This is a genomic window from Streptomyces sp. NPDC027185 (assembly GCF_055567035.1).
On the sequence record NZ_JBVHRF010000005.1, the window covers coordinates 431477 to 445405 of the forward strand.

General features: G+C 71.4%; 14 protein-coding genes. 6 read left to right on the forward strand and 8 right to left on the reverse strand.

What is annotated here, in order from left to right; translation table 11 throughout:
* Nucleotides 1-335: 335 nt before the first annotated feature.
* On the forward strand, nt 336-1472 hold the full coding sequence (locus tag ACZ4M8_RS19205) for a metallophosphoesterase (protein WP_467608832.1): 1137 nt from the start codon (nt 336-338) through the stop codon (nt 1470-1472).
* Nucleotides 1473-1540: 68 nt separating this feature from the next.
* Here the strand turns inward: ACZ4M8_RS19205 and ACZ4M8_RS19210 are convergent, their stop codons facing one another.
* Together ACZ4M8_RS19210 and thiC are read right to left on the reverse strand one after the other, a co-directional pair.
* On the reverse strand, nt 1541-1765 hold the full coding sequence (locus ACZ4M8_RS19210; protein WP_467608834.1) for a hypothetical protein: 225 nt from the start codon (nt 1763-1765) through the stop codon (nt 1541-1543).
* Nucleotides 1766-1965: 200 nt separating this feature from the next.
* Entirely contained in the window at nt 1966-3759 is a 1794-nt protein-coding gene (gene thiC / locus ACZ4M8_RS19215; protein ID WP_467608837.1) for a phosphomethylpyrimidine synthase ThiC, read from the reverse strand.
* A gap of 219 nt (nt 3760-3978) precedes the next feature.
* Between thiC and ACZ4M8_RS19220 the strand changes: the two genes are divergently transcribed.
* Complete coding sequence (locus ACZ4M8_RS19220; RefSeq protein WP_467608839.1) at nt 3979-5361, forward strand: YibE/F family protein; 1383 nt, start codon at nt 3979-3981, stop codon at nt 5359-5361.
* 137 nt (nt 5362-5498) lie between these two features.
* On the opposite strand, the gene ACZ4M8_RS19225 is transcribed toward ACZ4M8_RS19220, so the two are convergent.
* From ACZ4M8_RS19225 to ACZ4M8_RS19240, 4 genes are all read right to left on the reverse strand, one after another.
* Complete coding sequence (locus ACZ4M8_RS19225) at nt 5499-5924, reverse strand: SsgA family sporulation/cell division regulator (RefSeq protein ID WP_399088329.1); 426 nt, start codon at nt 5922-5924, stop codon at nt 5499-5501.
* Nucleotides 5925-6027: 103 nt separating this feature from the next.
* Nucleotides 6028-6765, reverse strand: coding sequence for an IclR family transcriptional regulator (locus ACZ4M8_RS19230; protein ID WP_467608841.1), 738 nt, complete (start codon nt 6763-6765; stop codon nt 6028-6030).
* Between the two features lie 521 nt (nt 6766-7286).
* Nucleotides 7287-7511, reverse strand: coding sequence for a DUF5326 family protein (locus tag ACZ4M8_RS19235; RefSeq protein ID WP_399088333.1), 225 nt, complete (start codon nt 7509-7511; stop codon nt 7287-7289).
* A gap of 297 nt (nt 7512-7808) precedes the next feature.
* Nucleotides 7809-8126, reverse strand: coding sequence for a cupin domain-containing protein (locus ACZ4M8_RS19240; RefSeq protein WP_467608844.1), 318 nt, complete (start codon nt 8124-8126; stop codon nt 7809-7811).
* Between the two features lie 45 nt (nt 8127-8171).
* Here ACZ4M8_RS19240 and ACZ4M8_RS19245 point away from each other — a divergent pair, with 45 nt between their 5' ends.
* From ACZ4M8_RS19245 to ACZ4M8_RS19260, 4 genes are all read left to right on the forward strand, one after another.
* Nucleotides 8172-8552 carry a phage holin family protein gene (locus ACZ4M8_RS19245; protein ID WP_467608847.1) on the forward strand — a complete coding sequence of 127 codons (381 nt, stop codon included), beginning with the start codon at nt 8172-8174 and terminating at the stop codon, nt 8550-8552.
* A gap of 7 nt (nt 8553-8559) precedes the next feature.
* Nucleotides 8560-9129, forward strand: coding sequence for a low molecular weight protein-tyrosine-phosphatase (locus ACZ4M8_RS19250; RefSeq protein WP_467608850.1), 570 nt, complete (start codon nt 8560-8562; stop codon nt 9127-9129).
* A complete protein-coding gene (locus tag ACZ4M8_RS19255) occupies nt 9126-10256 on the forward strand; it encodes a cystathionine gamma-lyase (protein ID WP_467608852.1) in 1131 nt (376 codons plus the stop codon). Before ACZ4M8_RS19250 ends, ACZ4M8_RS19255 begins: the two co-directional genes overlap by 4 nt.
* Nucleotides 10257-10419: 163 nt before the next feature.
* On the forward strand, nt 10420-10899 hold the full coding sequence (locus ACZ4M8_RS19260) for an NUDIX domain-containing protein (RefSeq protein ID WP_467608855.1): 480 nt from the start codon (nt 10420-10422) through the stop codon (nt 10897-10899).
* Nucleotides 10900-11076: 177 nt separating this feature from the next.
* Here the strand turns inward: ACZ4M8_RS19260 and ACZ4M8_RS19265 are convergent, their stop codons facing one another.
* Nucleotides 11077-11901 (reverse strand): pyridoxamine 5'-phosphate oxidase family protein, encoded by an 825-nt coding sequence (locus tag ACZ4M8_RS19265; RefSeq protein ID WP_467608857.1) that lies wholly within the window; start codon nt 11899-11901, stop codon nt 11077-11079.
* 49 nt (nt 11902-11950) lie between these two features.
* Nucleotides 11951-13804 (reverse strand): globin domain-containing protein, encoded by a 1854-nt coding sequence (locus tag ACZ4M8_RS19270; protein ID WP_467608860.1) that lies wholly within the window; start codon nt 13802-13804, stop codon nt 11951-11953.
* Nucleotides 13805-13929 lie beyond the last annotated feature (125 nt).

Below are 13929 nucleotides of genomic sequence, written 5' to 3' on the forward strand. Positions count from 1 at the left end.
GCGTCCGTACCGCGGCCGAGGGCGCCGTACGGTGTCCTCCGGCCGCACCCCGGCGCGACGGCACCGCACTTGTCCGCCGTGGGCCGTGATCACGGGCCGCTCGGCGGGTACGCTCCCGGAATCGGCGGGGCGCACGCCCCGGCGGTGAACGGGCGCCCTTCGGCGCTCGGAAAAAACGGGTTGATCTCGGGAGAAAACGTCCGGGAACGCCGGGCTCCGGCGGATTGACCACCCCCTGGTGCGTCACAACCCGCGAGCAGCGTTCCTATGATGGGCGAACGACACCGCGGACCGCCGTCGACCAGGCAAAGGTCCGAGAGGTACACGGCGGCGCGATGGTGGAGGGGTCAATGACTCAGGGGGCCGGTCAGGGACCCATGGCGTGGACCATGGCGGCACACACTCCGGCGTCCTCACCGCCGGCCGGACCGTTCGACGGCGCGCCCCCCGGACCGCCGCAGGACAACGTGCCCGCGCCGCCGCCCGCACCGCCCGCCGCCCCCGCGCCGCACCCCGCCGAGCTGCCCGACGGGTACACCCCGACCGCCCGCGACCTCCCGGTCATCGGCGCGGGAGCCCGCACGGACACCCTCATCGACCAGCCTGCCGCCCAACTGCTGCCCACCCCGGAGGCGGAGAGCGACACGACCGCCGGTCCCGGCCCGCTCTACGTCGTCGGCGATGTGCACGGCTACTACGACGAGCTGCGCGAGGCGCTGACCGCCGAGGGCCTGATCGACGCGGACGGCAGCTGGGCGGCGGGCAACGCCCGGCTGTGGTTCCTCGGCGACTTCACCGACCGCGGTCCGGACGGCATCGGCGTCATCGACCTCGTCATGCAGCTCTCCGCCGAGGCGGCGGCGGCCGGCGGCTACTGCAAGGCGCTCATGGGCAACCACGAGCTGCTGCTGCTCGGCGCCAAGCGGTTCGGTGACATCCCCGTCCAGTCGGGCGCGGGCACCGCGTCGTTCCAGGCCGCCTGGCTGCTCAACGGCGGCCAGAAGACCGACATGGACCGCCTGGAGGACCACCACCTCCAGTGGATGGCCCGCCTGGACGCCGTCATGGAGGAGGACGGGCATCTGCTCGTGCACTCCGACACCACCGCGTACCTGGAGTACGGCGACTCGATCGAGGCGGTCAACGACACCGTCCACGACGTCCTCACCCGCAGTGAGGCCGACGAAGTCTGGGACCTGTTCCGGAAGTTCACCAAGCGCTTCGCGTTCCGCGACGACTCCGGCGCCGAGGCGGCGCGCCGCCTCCTCGACACCTACGGCGGTACCCGCGTCGTACACGGCCACAGCCCGATCCCGTACCTGCTGGGCGAGGTCGGTACGGAGGACAGCGACGGCGAGCAGGTCGCCGTCGAAGGACCGCACGTCTACGCCGACGGCCTGGCCATCGCGATGGACGGCGGCGTCACCATGGCCGGCAAGCTCCTCGTCACCCAACTCCCGCTGGGCTCCTGACCACCGGCGTCCGGCACACCCCACGGGCCGCCGGACGCCGCACCGGAGGCACGCCCCTCTGGCGGTGATCAGGTGAGGGCGAGCCAGACCATCCCGGCGCAGAAGAGAGCGGCGGCGAGCGAAGCGGGCGCGTGACGGATGCGGCGGACGCGCTCGACGCGGTGCAGTGCGAAACCCACGACGACCGCGAGGAACAGCACGAAGACCGCGCCGACCGTACCGGGCAGCGCCCCCTTGCTGAAGCCGAAGTTCCCGGTGTGCTGGAGGAACCAGCTCACACCCGCCCACTTCATCTCTCCCACCCCTGTCTGCCCGTGCCGCCCTCACCGACGGCGAACCGGAACGGCGGGGATACGAGCGGCCAACGTAGCAACCCCTGATCGCGCCCTGCGGAACGGCAGCGCGCCGGGCGGCGACCGGCAAACGTCCGTGAACGGGTACGGCACGCCGGTGCCACCCATGACGGTGGCTCCGGCGCGCCGCGGGCGGAAAGTCAGTCGGCCAGCGGCAGATAGACGCGGTTGCCCGCCGCCGCGAACTCCCTGGACTTCTCCAGCATGCCCGCCTCGATCTCCTCGGGGCTGGCGCCGTCCTCACCGCCGAACTGTTCCGTGATGCTCCGGCTGATCTTCATCGAGCAGAACTTCGGCCCGCACATGGAGCAGAAGTGCGCCGTCTTCGCCGGCTCCGCAGGCAGCGTCGCGTCGTGGAACTCCCGCGCGGTGTCGGGGTCGAGGGCCAGGTTGAACTGGTCCTCCCAGCGGAACTCGAAGCGGGCGTCCGACAGCGCGTCGTCCCACTCCTGGGCCCCGGGGTGCCCCTTGGCGAGGTCCGCCGCATGCGCCGCGATCTTGTACGTGATGACGCCGGTCTTCACATCGTCGCGGTCCGGCAGTCCCAGATGCTCCTTGGGCGTGACGTAACAGAGCATCGCCGTACCCCACCAGGCGATCATCGCGGCGCCGATGCCCGACGTGATGTGGTCGTAGGCGGGCGCGATGTCCGTGGTCAGCGGGCCGAGCGTGTAGAACGGCGCCTCCTCGCAGATCTCCTGCTGAAGGTCGACGTTCTCCTTGATCTTGTGCATCGGGACGTGACCCGGGCCCTCGATCATCGTCTGCACACCGTGCGCCTTGGCGATCTTGTTCAGCTCGCCGAGCGTGCGCAACTCCGCGAACTGCGCCTCGTCGTTGGCGTCCGCGATCGATCCCGGACGCAACCCGTCACCGAGCGAGAACGTCACGTCGTACGACGCGAGAATGTCGCACAACTCCTCGAAATGCGTGTACAGGAACGACTCCTGATGGTGCGCGAGGCACCAGGCGGCCATGATCGAACCGCCGCGGGAGACGATGCCGGTCTTACGACGGGCCGTCAGCGGCACGTACCGCAGCAGCACACCGGCGTGGACCGTCATGTAGTCGACGCCCTGCTCCGCCTGCTCGATGACGGTGTCCTTGTAGATCTCCCAGGTCAGCTCTTCGGCCTTGCCGTCGACCTTCTCCAGCGCCTGGTAGAGGGGGACGGTGCCGATCGGCACGGGGGAGTTGCGCAGCACCCACTCGCGGGTGGTGTGGATGTTGCGGCCGGTGGAGAGGTCCATGACCGTGTCGGCGCCCCAGCGGGTCGCCCAGGTCATCTTCTCCACCTCCTCCTCGATGGACGAGGTGACCGCGGAGTTGCCGATGTTGGCGTTCACCTTCACCAGGAAGTTCTTACCGATGATCATCGGCTCGATCTCCGGGTGATTGACGTTCGCCGGGAGCACCGCCCGGCCCGCCGCGATCTCGTCACGGACGAACTCCGGTGTCACGCCCTCGCGGACCGCGACGTACTCCATCTCCGCGGTGATCTCGCCACGTCGCGCGTAGGCGAGCTGACTGACCGCCACGCCGTCCCGCCCGCGCCGCGGCTGGCGGGGCCGCCCGGGAAAGACCGCGTCGAGATTCCGCAGCCCACCGCGGGGTGAGGTGTGCTTGAGACCGTCGTCCTCGGGGCGCGGTGGGCGGCCCGCGTACTCCTCGGTGTCGCCCCGCGCGATGATCCAGTTCTCTCGCAGCGGTGCCAGACCGCGGCGGACATCGGTGTCGATCTGGGGATCGGTGTACGGACCCGACGTGTCGTACAGCGTCACGTCCTTTCCGTTGGTGAGGTGCACTCGCCGGACCGGTACCCGCAGGTCCGGGCGTGATCCGGCGACGTAGCCCTTGTGCCAGCCGATCTCCTTGACGGAGCCGTCCTGGCCGGACTCGCCGTTTTCGGGCGTGCGTGCATCCTGCAGAGTCATGAAGACCCAACTCCCTACGCCGGCATTACCCGGTAACAGGTTCGGCGGTCGACGCAGCGGCTTCCGTCCGCGGTGTTTCACGTGAAACACCGCCGGGACGAAGGTCAGCGCCCTCTCAGCCCGGTGCTCCGAGCTCCCGCGATTGCAAAGGTGGCACCACGGTAGCGGCCGGTATGCCGAGGTGGCCAGGGGGCCCGGACTTCTTGCGATGATCGGGCGGTGACCGGCATCGACACGTCCTCCCCCGCCACCGCCTCCCACCACGGCCACAGCCATGGACACGGGCACGGTCCGGCGGCTCCCGTCTCCCGGCATCTGCGGAAGGTCATCGCCGCGGTGCTGATCCCGTTCGCGGTCGCCGTCGTGGTCGGACTGGCGGTGCTGTGGCCGGGCGGCGCCCCCGGCCACGAACCGTCCGGCGTCGGCTTCGACCAGCCACAGGAATCGGCCCGCGTGACCAAGGTTGCCGAGGTCGACTGCGCCAAGGTGCACGCCGCACAGCAACCCGCACCCGGGGAGCAGCCGGGCCGGACCCCGGCCAAGGCCAAGGGGCCCTGCGAAGTGGCGACGGTGAAGGTGACGACGGGCGAGAACGCCGGCCGGACCTTCGACACGGTCGTCACCCCGGACGCGTTGCGCCACTACACCACCGGGCAGGAGGTCCGGGTCGCGTACTCCCCCAAGGCGCCACGGGATCTGCAGTACTCGATCAACGACGTCGACCGGACGGTGCCGATGTGGGTACTGGCCGCGGTCTTCGCGGGCGCCGTCGTCGTGGTGGGACGGCTGCGCGGGATCCTGGCGCTGGTGGCGCTGGTCGCGAGCTTCGGGGTGCTGACGCTGTTCATCCTCCCGGCGATCCTCCAGGGCTCGAACCCGCTGGTCGTCGCAGTGGTCGGCGGCAGCGCGATCATGCTGATCGCGCTCTACATGTGCCACGGGCTGACGGCCAGAACCTCGGTCGCCGTCCTCGGCACCCTCGCCTCGCTGCTGCTCATCGGAGTGCTCGGCTCGGTCTTCATCGGCTGGGCGCTGCTGACCGGCAACACCGACGACTTCACGGGGCTGGTCCACGGGCTCTACCCGGACATCGAGATCCGGGGCCTGCTGCTGGCGGGCATCATCATCGGCTCCCTGGGCGTGCTCGACGATGTGACGGTCACCCAGACCGCGGCTGTGTGGGAGCTGAAGGAGGCCGATCCGTCGGCGTCCTGGCGCACGCTGTACCGCGCGGCGATGCGGATCGGGCGGGACCACATCGCCTCGGTGGTGAACACTCTCGTCCTCGCCTACGCGGGCGCGGCGCTGCCGCTGATGCTGCTCTTCTCGATCGCGCGGAGCGGGGTGGGCGCGGTCGCGGGCAGTGAGGTGGTGGCCGAGGAGATCGTGCGGACGCTGGTCGGCAGCATCGGGCTCGTCGCGTCGGTGCCGCTCACCACGCTGCTGGCCGCACTGGTTGTCTCGGCCGACCGCGGGCGGCCGGACGCTCCGGGGGACGGGAACGGAGCGGCCGGCCGGGGTGCGGACGCTTCGCCGGCCGGCGGCCGGGCGGCCGCGCGGCGCGCCGGGCGGGGGACGCGAGGGCGGCGCCGCAGGGCGTGAGGGCCGCCGCCGGAACCCCGCGACGCCCTGGCGGCGCCGGGGCGCGGTCGGGACCGGTAACCGCGCTCGGTCCGAACGATCGGGGGACAACGCCGTCCGGACCGAGCACGGGCGGTGAGCCACCCGCGGCCTGCGGGTCAGCCCGCCTTCGAAGCCTCGGTCAGGATGCGGTCCAGTACCGCGTCGAGGGTGTCGCACACCTCTTCCGCCCCGAGGGGCACGAGGCGGTCCGTACGGTCGAGGAAGGCCACCAGGGGAGGGGCGCTGACGCGGAAGAGCGCGCGTTCGGAGCCCACTTGGAGGCTGATGAAGACATCGCTGAGATGGCCGCCCGCGACCGGTTCGATGCGTACATCACCCTCGCCGGAGGGTCTGCTCAGTCCGTCGAGCATCAGCTCGCGGCTGAAGGCCCAGGTGACCGGCATATCACCGGGTAGGTCGAAGGTGAGGCGTACGGCATACGGATCGGCGCTGTCGAAGTCCAGCTGCACCGGGATCCGGAAGGCGAGTTCCTCCGAGACGAGGAAGCTCATGATCACTTCTGCCTGAACTGTGTCGGTCATCAACCACTGCCCCGCACTAGATCGGGATGGCCGGGATTCGTCCCCCGGAGCCCTATTGACGCCATCGTCTGTCACGTGCCAGCAGATCACAAGGAGTGAGTTTTCAGATACTGATAGAGAAGGCGAGTGTCGTTAGCGTCGCCTCCGCCATTTTCCGTAGCCGCGCCGTGACGGAGCGCAATCGGTGCAGTTCCTCGACGGGAAGAGAAACCGCCAGCGCCGCGGCGACGGATCCGACCTGGATGGGAATCGCGGAACAAACTGTGCCAAGGGCATATTCCTGTTGTTCATATGCGACATGGCCGCGACGCACCGTATCCAAACGATGCAGCAGATCGTCCTTGGATCGTACGGAAAAGGGGGTTATGGACTTCACCGGATAGCGGGAGAGATGTTCCTTGCGGGCGGCCGGGTCGAGCTGCGCGAGGAGGCACTGCCCGATCGCGTGTGCGTGGGCGGTGGTGCGGAAGTCGACCCACTCCGCCACCGGTGGACGGTCCGGTGTGCCGCCGACCGCGACCACCTCCACCTCTCCCTCGCGGTAGACGGCGAAGTAGACCGCGGCGTCCAGCCGCTCACCCAGCGTGGACAACGCCCTGGAGAGTTCCTGCCGCCGGTGCCGCTGCCCGCCCGCCCTTCCGAGGGCGTCGGCGGCCGCCCCGAAGACGAAGACGCCGTTGCGCCGGCGGAGATAGCCCTCGTGGGTCAGGGTCCGGAGCAGGTGGTAGGTGGTCGGCAGCGGGAGGCCGGCCTCCCGGGCGAGCTGCTTGGCCGGGGCGCCCTCCGGGTGCGCACCGACCGCTTCGAGGAGCCGCAGGGCGCGCTGGACGGAGCCGATCAACGTGGGGTGGGAAATGGATTCGTCACTCGCGGCCGCCAACCTCAACCCCCAGTCCGATCGCCCGCGGGACACGGAGCCCCGGGCGCGGGATCGTTCCCGCGCCGCGCGCGTCTTCCGGGGACCCGCCCTCGACGTCCGGGCCGCGGTATCGCCTCGGTCGCTTATTTTCCGGAACGTCAACATCCGGAAGACGCCTGCGACCGCACTCTAACGCGGTGCAACCAAGTGGTAACCCGAATGGCCTGGGAGTTAACTCACCTGGCGCACTTCTTGACCGGGGCGCGGGGCGGGGGGCGTGGCGGTGGGCAGGTGGGGGGGCGGGGCGTGGGCTTGTTGTGCTTCTGGGGCCCTCCCCCCTCCCCACCCCTCACCCCCAAGCGATGCAGCGCTCAACTCACCGCGACGCCGCGCTGCTCCCCTTGCGCAGCGCCCCCGATACGATCGCACCCCGCTCCAAGGGGGGAGGAGCGGGGCGTCGGCGGCGAGCGGGGACGGCGGTGTCGGTTGCCGTCGCGGTGCGGTTACCAGTCGCTCTTGGATGAGGTCGTGGAGGAACCGCTGAACCTGCGCACCAGGTAGATGACGCCCGCGATGAGGGCCGCCGCGATGAGGATCTTGAACAGCAGGCCGATGAGGAAACCGACCGCACTGGCGATCAGCCCGCCGAAGACGACGAGCAGGACCACGGGCACGACGACCCAGGTCACCCACCACGGAAGCCCCGCGAATATTCCCTTACCTGCCACTGCTCTGCCCTGCTTCCTGTGTCCGCGGCGGTCCCGGCGCGGTCTGTCGTGCACCGCGCCGGGCCCTGCCGTCGTCAACCGCTGCTGTGTACTGCTACTGCCGTATCCGGAACTGCCGTTGACCGGAGATGGTCCGCTTCGCCCTTGCCGGGCGGTGGAGTGCGTGGTGCCGCTCCGGGCCGGTTCGGGTTCTGCGTCCCCCTTCACTCACGATGCTAGGGGGGTGGGGAGGGCTGTGGGGGCGGGGCATCCCTGGGGTATCCCTGAGTCGACCCTTACGGGTTCCGGGGGCCGCTCTCAGCTTTCGGGGGGAGAGAACACCACCATGACCCTGAGGTCCTCGCTGATGTGGTGGAACTTGTGGGGGACGCCGGCGGGGACGTAGACCACGCTGCCGCGGGCGACCGACCGGGTGTCACTGCCGACCGTGATCGCGGCCCGGCCGCTGACCACGAGGTACACCTCGTCCTGGTGGTGCGGCTGCTGCGGGTCGGTGTCGCCGGCGTCGAGCGCGTACAGCCCGACGGACATGTTCCGTTCCTTGAGGAACTGCAGATACGCGCCGTTGTGGGCGGCCCGTTCCGCCTCCAGTTCGTCCAGTCGGAAAGCCTTCACGTCCTACCCCTCAGTCATCCAGGACTCGTCTGGGACGATCTCACCATGAAGAACTTCTTGGTCAAGACGATCGCCAACGCCGCGGCGCTTGCCGTGGCCGTCTTCCTGCTGAAGCCGGACATCTCGCTGACCGGCAACAGCACCGGTCACCAGGCGCTGACGCTGATACTGGTCGCGCTGATCTTCGGAGTGGTGAACTTCGTCGTCAAGCCGATCGTGAAGCTGCTGTCGTTCCCGCTGTTCATCCTCACGCTCGGCCTGATCACGCTGGTGGTCAACGCGCTGATGCTGATGCTGACGTCCTGGCTGGCCGGCAATCTCGATCTCGCGTTCCACGTCGACGGATTCTGGACCGCGGTGCTCGGCGGCGTGATCGTGTCGATCGTCTCGTGGGCCATGCACGTCATGCTGCCCGACGAGGACTGACCCCGCCGTGTCCCGTACGTCCCACCGCCCGTTCCGCGTCTGCTTCGTGTGCACCGGGAACATCTGCCGTTCGCCGATGGCCGAATCCGTCTTCCGCACCGAGGTCGCCGCGGCCGGGCTCGGGGGCCGAGTCGTGGCCGACAGCGCCGGTGTCGACGGCTGGCACGAGGGCGAGGGCGCGGATCCGCGTACCGTCACCGTCCTGACCGCGGCCGGGTATCCGGCGGACCACCGTGCCCGGCGCTTCGACGCCTCGTGGTTCGCCGGCCGTGACCTGGTGGTCGCGCTGGACGGCGGGCATCTTCGGGCGCTGCGCCGGATGGCGCCCGGCCCCCGGGACGCGGCCAAAATCCATCTACTGCGGTCCTACGATCCCACCGGGCCCGGTGCCGGGGCGCTCGATGTGCCCGATCCGTACTACGGCGGCCCCGAGGAGTTCACGGCGTGCCTGGAGATGATCGAGGCGGCGTGCGCGGGGCTGCTGACGGCGGTTTCCGGCGCTCTCGCCCGGGGGACGACCGCCGCACCACCGCCCTCCGGGGCCGACGTGACCCACTTCCCCGAGGAGCGCTCATGACCGATGACGCCACCCGCGCCGTACGGGCCGGGCTTCCCGAGCCCGTCGCCCACGAACCGTCCCTGCCCGGACCGGTGTTCGCCGCCCACTACCACCTGCCCGGCGACGCCGGCGGTCCGTACGCCTACGGACGGGACGCCAATCCGACGTGGACGCGGCTGGAGGAGGCCATCGGCGCGCTGGAGTCGCCGGACGTGCCCGCGCACACCGTGACGTTCGCCTCCGGGATGGCCGCGATCAGCGCGGTGCTCTTCTCGCAGCTGCGGCCCGGGGACGCGGTGGTGCTGCCGTCGGACGGCTACAACCTCCTGGCCGTGCTGCGGGAGCGGCTGGAGGGGTACGGCATCGAGGTCCGTACCGCGCCGACGGCCGGTGACGCGCAGGTGGACGTGCTGGACGGGGCCCGGCTGGTATGGCTGGAGACGCCGTCGAACCCGGGGCTCGACGTGTGTGACGTGCGGCGGCTGGCCGACGCGGCGCACGAGCGGGGCGCCCTGGTGGCCGTCGACAACACCCTCGCGACCCCGCTGGGGCAGCGGCCGCTCGATCTGGGCGCCGACTTCTCGGTGGCCAGCGGCACCAAGGCGCTCACCGGGCACGGCGATGTGCTGCTCGGCTATGTGACCACCCGGGACGCGGGGCGGGCGGACGCGGTGCGGCTGTGGCGGAAGACGGTCGGTGCGATCCCGGGGCCGATGGAGAGCTGGCTGGCGCACCGTTCGCTGGCCACGCTGGCGCTGCGGGTGCGGCAGCAGTCGGTGGGCGCGCTGGCGCTCGCTGAGGCGCTGTGTGCCCGGGAGGAGGTCTCGGGGGTGCGGCACCCGGGGCTGCCGTCCGACCCGTCGCACGCGACGGCGGTGGCGCAGATGCGGCCGGGACGGTTCGGCAACGTGGTGTCGTTCACGCTGCCCGACCGGGCGCACGCCGAGCGGTTCCTCGCCGCGTTGACGCTGGTGGACGACGCGACGAGCTTCGGCAGTGTGCGCTCGACCGCCGAGCGCCGGGCCCGTTGGGGCGGGGACGCGGTGCCGGAGGGCTTCATCCGTTTCTCGGTGGGTGTCGAGGACCCGGAGGATCTGATCGCGGATGTACGGCGGGCGCTGGATACGGCGCTGCGCGGAGTGTGAGGTGGGCCCCGGTCCGTGCCGTGGCGGGCGGCGCGGGCCGGGGCCGTCGCGGTGCGGGGCCGCGGTCCGGCGGTGGCGGAGTGCCGGGTACGTCCGCCGCGGGGCGCGGAACCGGTGGCTCCGGTGGGGTTTCGGTGGCCGTCGGCTGCGGCATCTGTCCTCTATGACCGTACGGCCTGTCGTCAAACGGACCGCCCGGGCGATTCTGCTCGACGGCGCGGACCTCATTCTGATCAAGCGCACCAAGCCGGGCCGCGCCCCTTACTGGATCACTCCCGGTGGTGGGGTCGAGTCCACGGACGCCACGGTGACCGACGCGCTCCACCGCGAGCTGGACGAGGAGTTGGGCGCGAAGGTCAAGGACGTCGTCCCGGTGTTCGTGGACACCGTCGAGCACATCGGCGACAGCGGGGTGGACGGCGTGAAGGTGCAGCACTTCTTCGTCTGCCGGCTGGACACCATGGATCTCTCCCGGCGGCACGGTCCGGAGGTCGAGGAGCCGTGCGGGGAGTACGAGATCGTGCGGGTGCCGTTCACCCGCGTGGGCATCGCCTCCGTCGAGGTGGTGCCGCTCTCGCTGCGGCACTACCTCGACGGGAACATCGAGGGCGTACGGGCGATGCACGCCCCTGACCTGGGGTGATCACGAGTCCGCCCGGTGCTTCGGGCCGGTCGCCGCGGCCACCGGGGAGCGGCGGGGCATGGGGCGGGGGGCCGCCGCGGGTGTGCGGGCGTGGCGCGTCGGGGCCCGTTGCGGGGCGTACGGGCCCGGGGCCGCGCATCGCGTCGTCCGCCCCGGGGCGCCCGTCACCGGCCGGGCTCAGCCGAACCAGCCGCGGAACTCCGGGTCCTCGGCGGGGCGCCGCTGCCGGGCCCGTGCGAGGACACGCTCGACCTCGCCCTGGAACCCTTCGTTGAGCGCCTCGACAAGACCGTCGGGCTCACCGCGCAGCCGGGGCGCGGCGGTGTCCTCGTGGCGTCCGCCGCGCAGGTGCTCCTGTTCGTGGCCGGGGCGGCGGAAAGGCGGGCGGGTATCGGCCCCGGCGGCCGCGCCGAAGAAGTCGCCGCCCTTGCGCCGCTGGTCGTCGGTGCCCCAGGCGCGTGCGCCGCGCTCTTGCCGCGGGACCTTCTGCAGATGCGGTATGTGCTTGGCGCAGTGGATGTACGCCTCCTCGACCTCGACGGTGACCCACAGCTGGGCGCGCCGACCGGGGACGGGGTCGACCGGCAGCCAGGGGTACTGCCCGCGCATCTCCTCGTCGAGGACCACCCGGGCCCGGCCGTTGATGTGCAGGCCGATGCGGTCGCGGAGGAAGTCGACCATCAGGATGCCGAGGCGGGGGTTCTCGGAGAGGTTGCCGACCGAGGCCATGACGCCGTTGCCGCGGTACTCGGGGTAGGCGAGGTGCCGGTCGCCGAGCACCTGCACGAAGCCCGGCGGTCCGGCCCGGAACGAGGAGTCGCACTCGCCGTGCCGGTCCGCGGTGGCCAGGAAGAACATCTCCTGGCGGGCCACGAACTCCTGCATGGTGCCGTTGAGGTGGTCGAGGACCTGGTCTCTGTAGAAACGGTTCGCCCGCTCGGTCGTTCCCAGCCGCTGCTGGACGAGGTGCTCCCCGTCGCTGCCCGGACGCGCGTCGTACATACCGTGACCCTCCCGCGGACCACCGGGTCCACCGTGTGCTGCCAAGACGTCACTCCCCCGCCGGGACCAGTTCGTCGACGGAGTCGTGGCGGATGCGGTCGGTCGGGACTCCGGCCCCCACCAGTGCCGTCACACCGCTGCGGATGAGTCCGGGCGGCCCGGACAGATAGGCGTCGAACTCCTGCCACGGGCCGTACTTCCGTACGGCGTCGGGCAGTTCACCGGTGACGCCGTTCGCGCGGCCGGCCGCCGGGCCGGTGGAGACGACCGGGCGCACCTGGAGCCACGGGTAGGACTGCTCCAGCCGCAGCATGGTGTCCATGTCGTAGAGGTCGTGGTCGCTGCGGGCTCCGTAGAAGACCTCGACGCGGCGCCGGACGCCGTGGGTGGCGACGTCCTCGATGAGTGCCTTGATGGGGGCGATGCCGGTGCCGCCGCCGACGCACAGCAGGCCGTTGCGGGTGGTGTGGTCGACGGTCATGGAGCCGACGGGGCCGCCGAGGCGCAGGACGTCGCCGGGGCGGGCGCGGTGCACCAGCGCGCTGGAGACCCAGCCGGCCGGGACCGCCTTGACGTGGAAGGACAGCAGTCCGTCCGAGCGGGGTGCCGACGCGAAGGAGTAGTGCCGCCACACCCGTGGCCACCAGGGCGTTTCCAGGCTGGTGTACTGCCCGGCGCGGAACGGGTAGGGCTGGTCGGGGCGGACGGTGACCACGGCGATGTCGGGGGTGCGCAGTTCGTGGGAGACCACTTCGGCCTGCCACCAGGCGGGCGCGACGGCTTCGTCCTCCGCCGCCGCGTCGATCATGATCTGGGAGATCGCGGTGTACGCGCGGACCCACGCGGCCTCGGTCTCCGGGCCCCAGCTGAGCGTCGCGTACCGGGCGAGTGCGCCCAGCAGACTCTCCCCGACGGCCGGGTAGTGGTCGGGCAGCGTGCCGTACTTGCGGTGGCCGCGGCCCAGGTGCGAGAGGTACGCGGTGAGCCGATCGGAGTCGTCGATGTGCCGGGCGGCGGTGAGCAGGGCCTTGAAGAGGCGGTCGCGCTGGGTGTCCATCGCGGCGGGGAACAGTGCCCGCAGCTCGGGGTGCTGGACGAAGAGCACGGCGTAGAAGTACGAGGTCACCTTGTCGGAGACCGGCTCGATCTCGGTGAGCGTGCGCCGGATGAGTGCCGCGTCGGGGGACTCCGGGACGGCGGGGGAGAAGAGTTCCAGAGCCCCCGCGGTCTCCGGTGCCGACGCGGCGGCCGGGGCCGGGGCGGCGGGTGCGGCTGCCGGGGTGGCGGTGGCGGGCGGGCCCGGACGGGCCGCCGGGTCGGGTCTTGTCTCGTCGGGCGGGGCCGCGGCCGGGCCGGGGTCCGGCTGCGCGGCCGCCCGGACCGCCGGGGCGGGGGAGGTGTCCGTGGCGGGTGCGGGGTGGGCCGGACGGTGTCCGAAGGCGGAGAACGGCTCGGGCTCGGGCGCCGGTGCCGGCGCGGTCGCCCGGTCGGCGGCGGTGCCCACGGGGCGGACCGGGTTCGGCCGGTGGCCGGGGAGGCGCTCCTGTCCGGTCGCGCCCGTCTGCTCGGGCACCCTGGGCGTGGGGGCGGCGTCGAACCAGCCGGCCGGACGGTCGGTGGGCCTACCGGCCGCGGTGTCGTGGCCGGGCGCGTCCGCGCCGCCGTGGCCGTCGCCGCGACCGGGCTCCGTTCCGCGCTCGTGGCCGTGGGAGCCGTCGACGCCGATGCCGTCACGGTCCGGCGGCGTCGTACCGCCGTGCTCCTGGGGGTCGTGCCCGCCGTGAGCGCCGTCGGTCAGCTCCTGCTGCTCGTCGGACGGCTTCGACGGAGTGAACCAGCCCCAATCGCCACTGCTGCCTCCGGAAGAGCCGTTGTCGGCCGTCGCGGTGGTCGGAGCGTCCATGGTTAGCCTCGCCTCGAACGTCTTTCGGTTGTCGTCGCACTTTCCGCCGGTCGGAACGTGCCTGAATTCCCCCAGCCTGCCCCGGAATTCTTCAACCCCACCTGTCATTCCGGCAACGCCCGCCA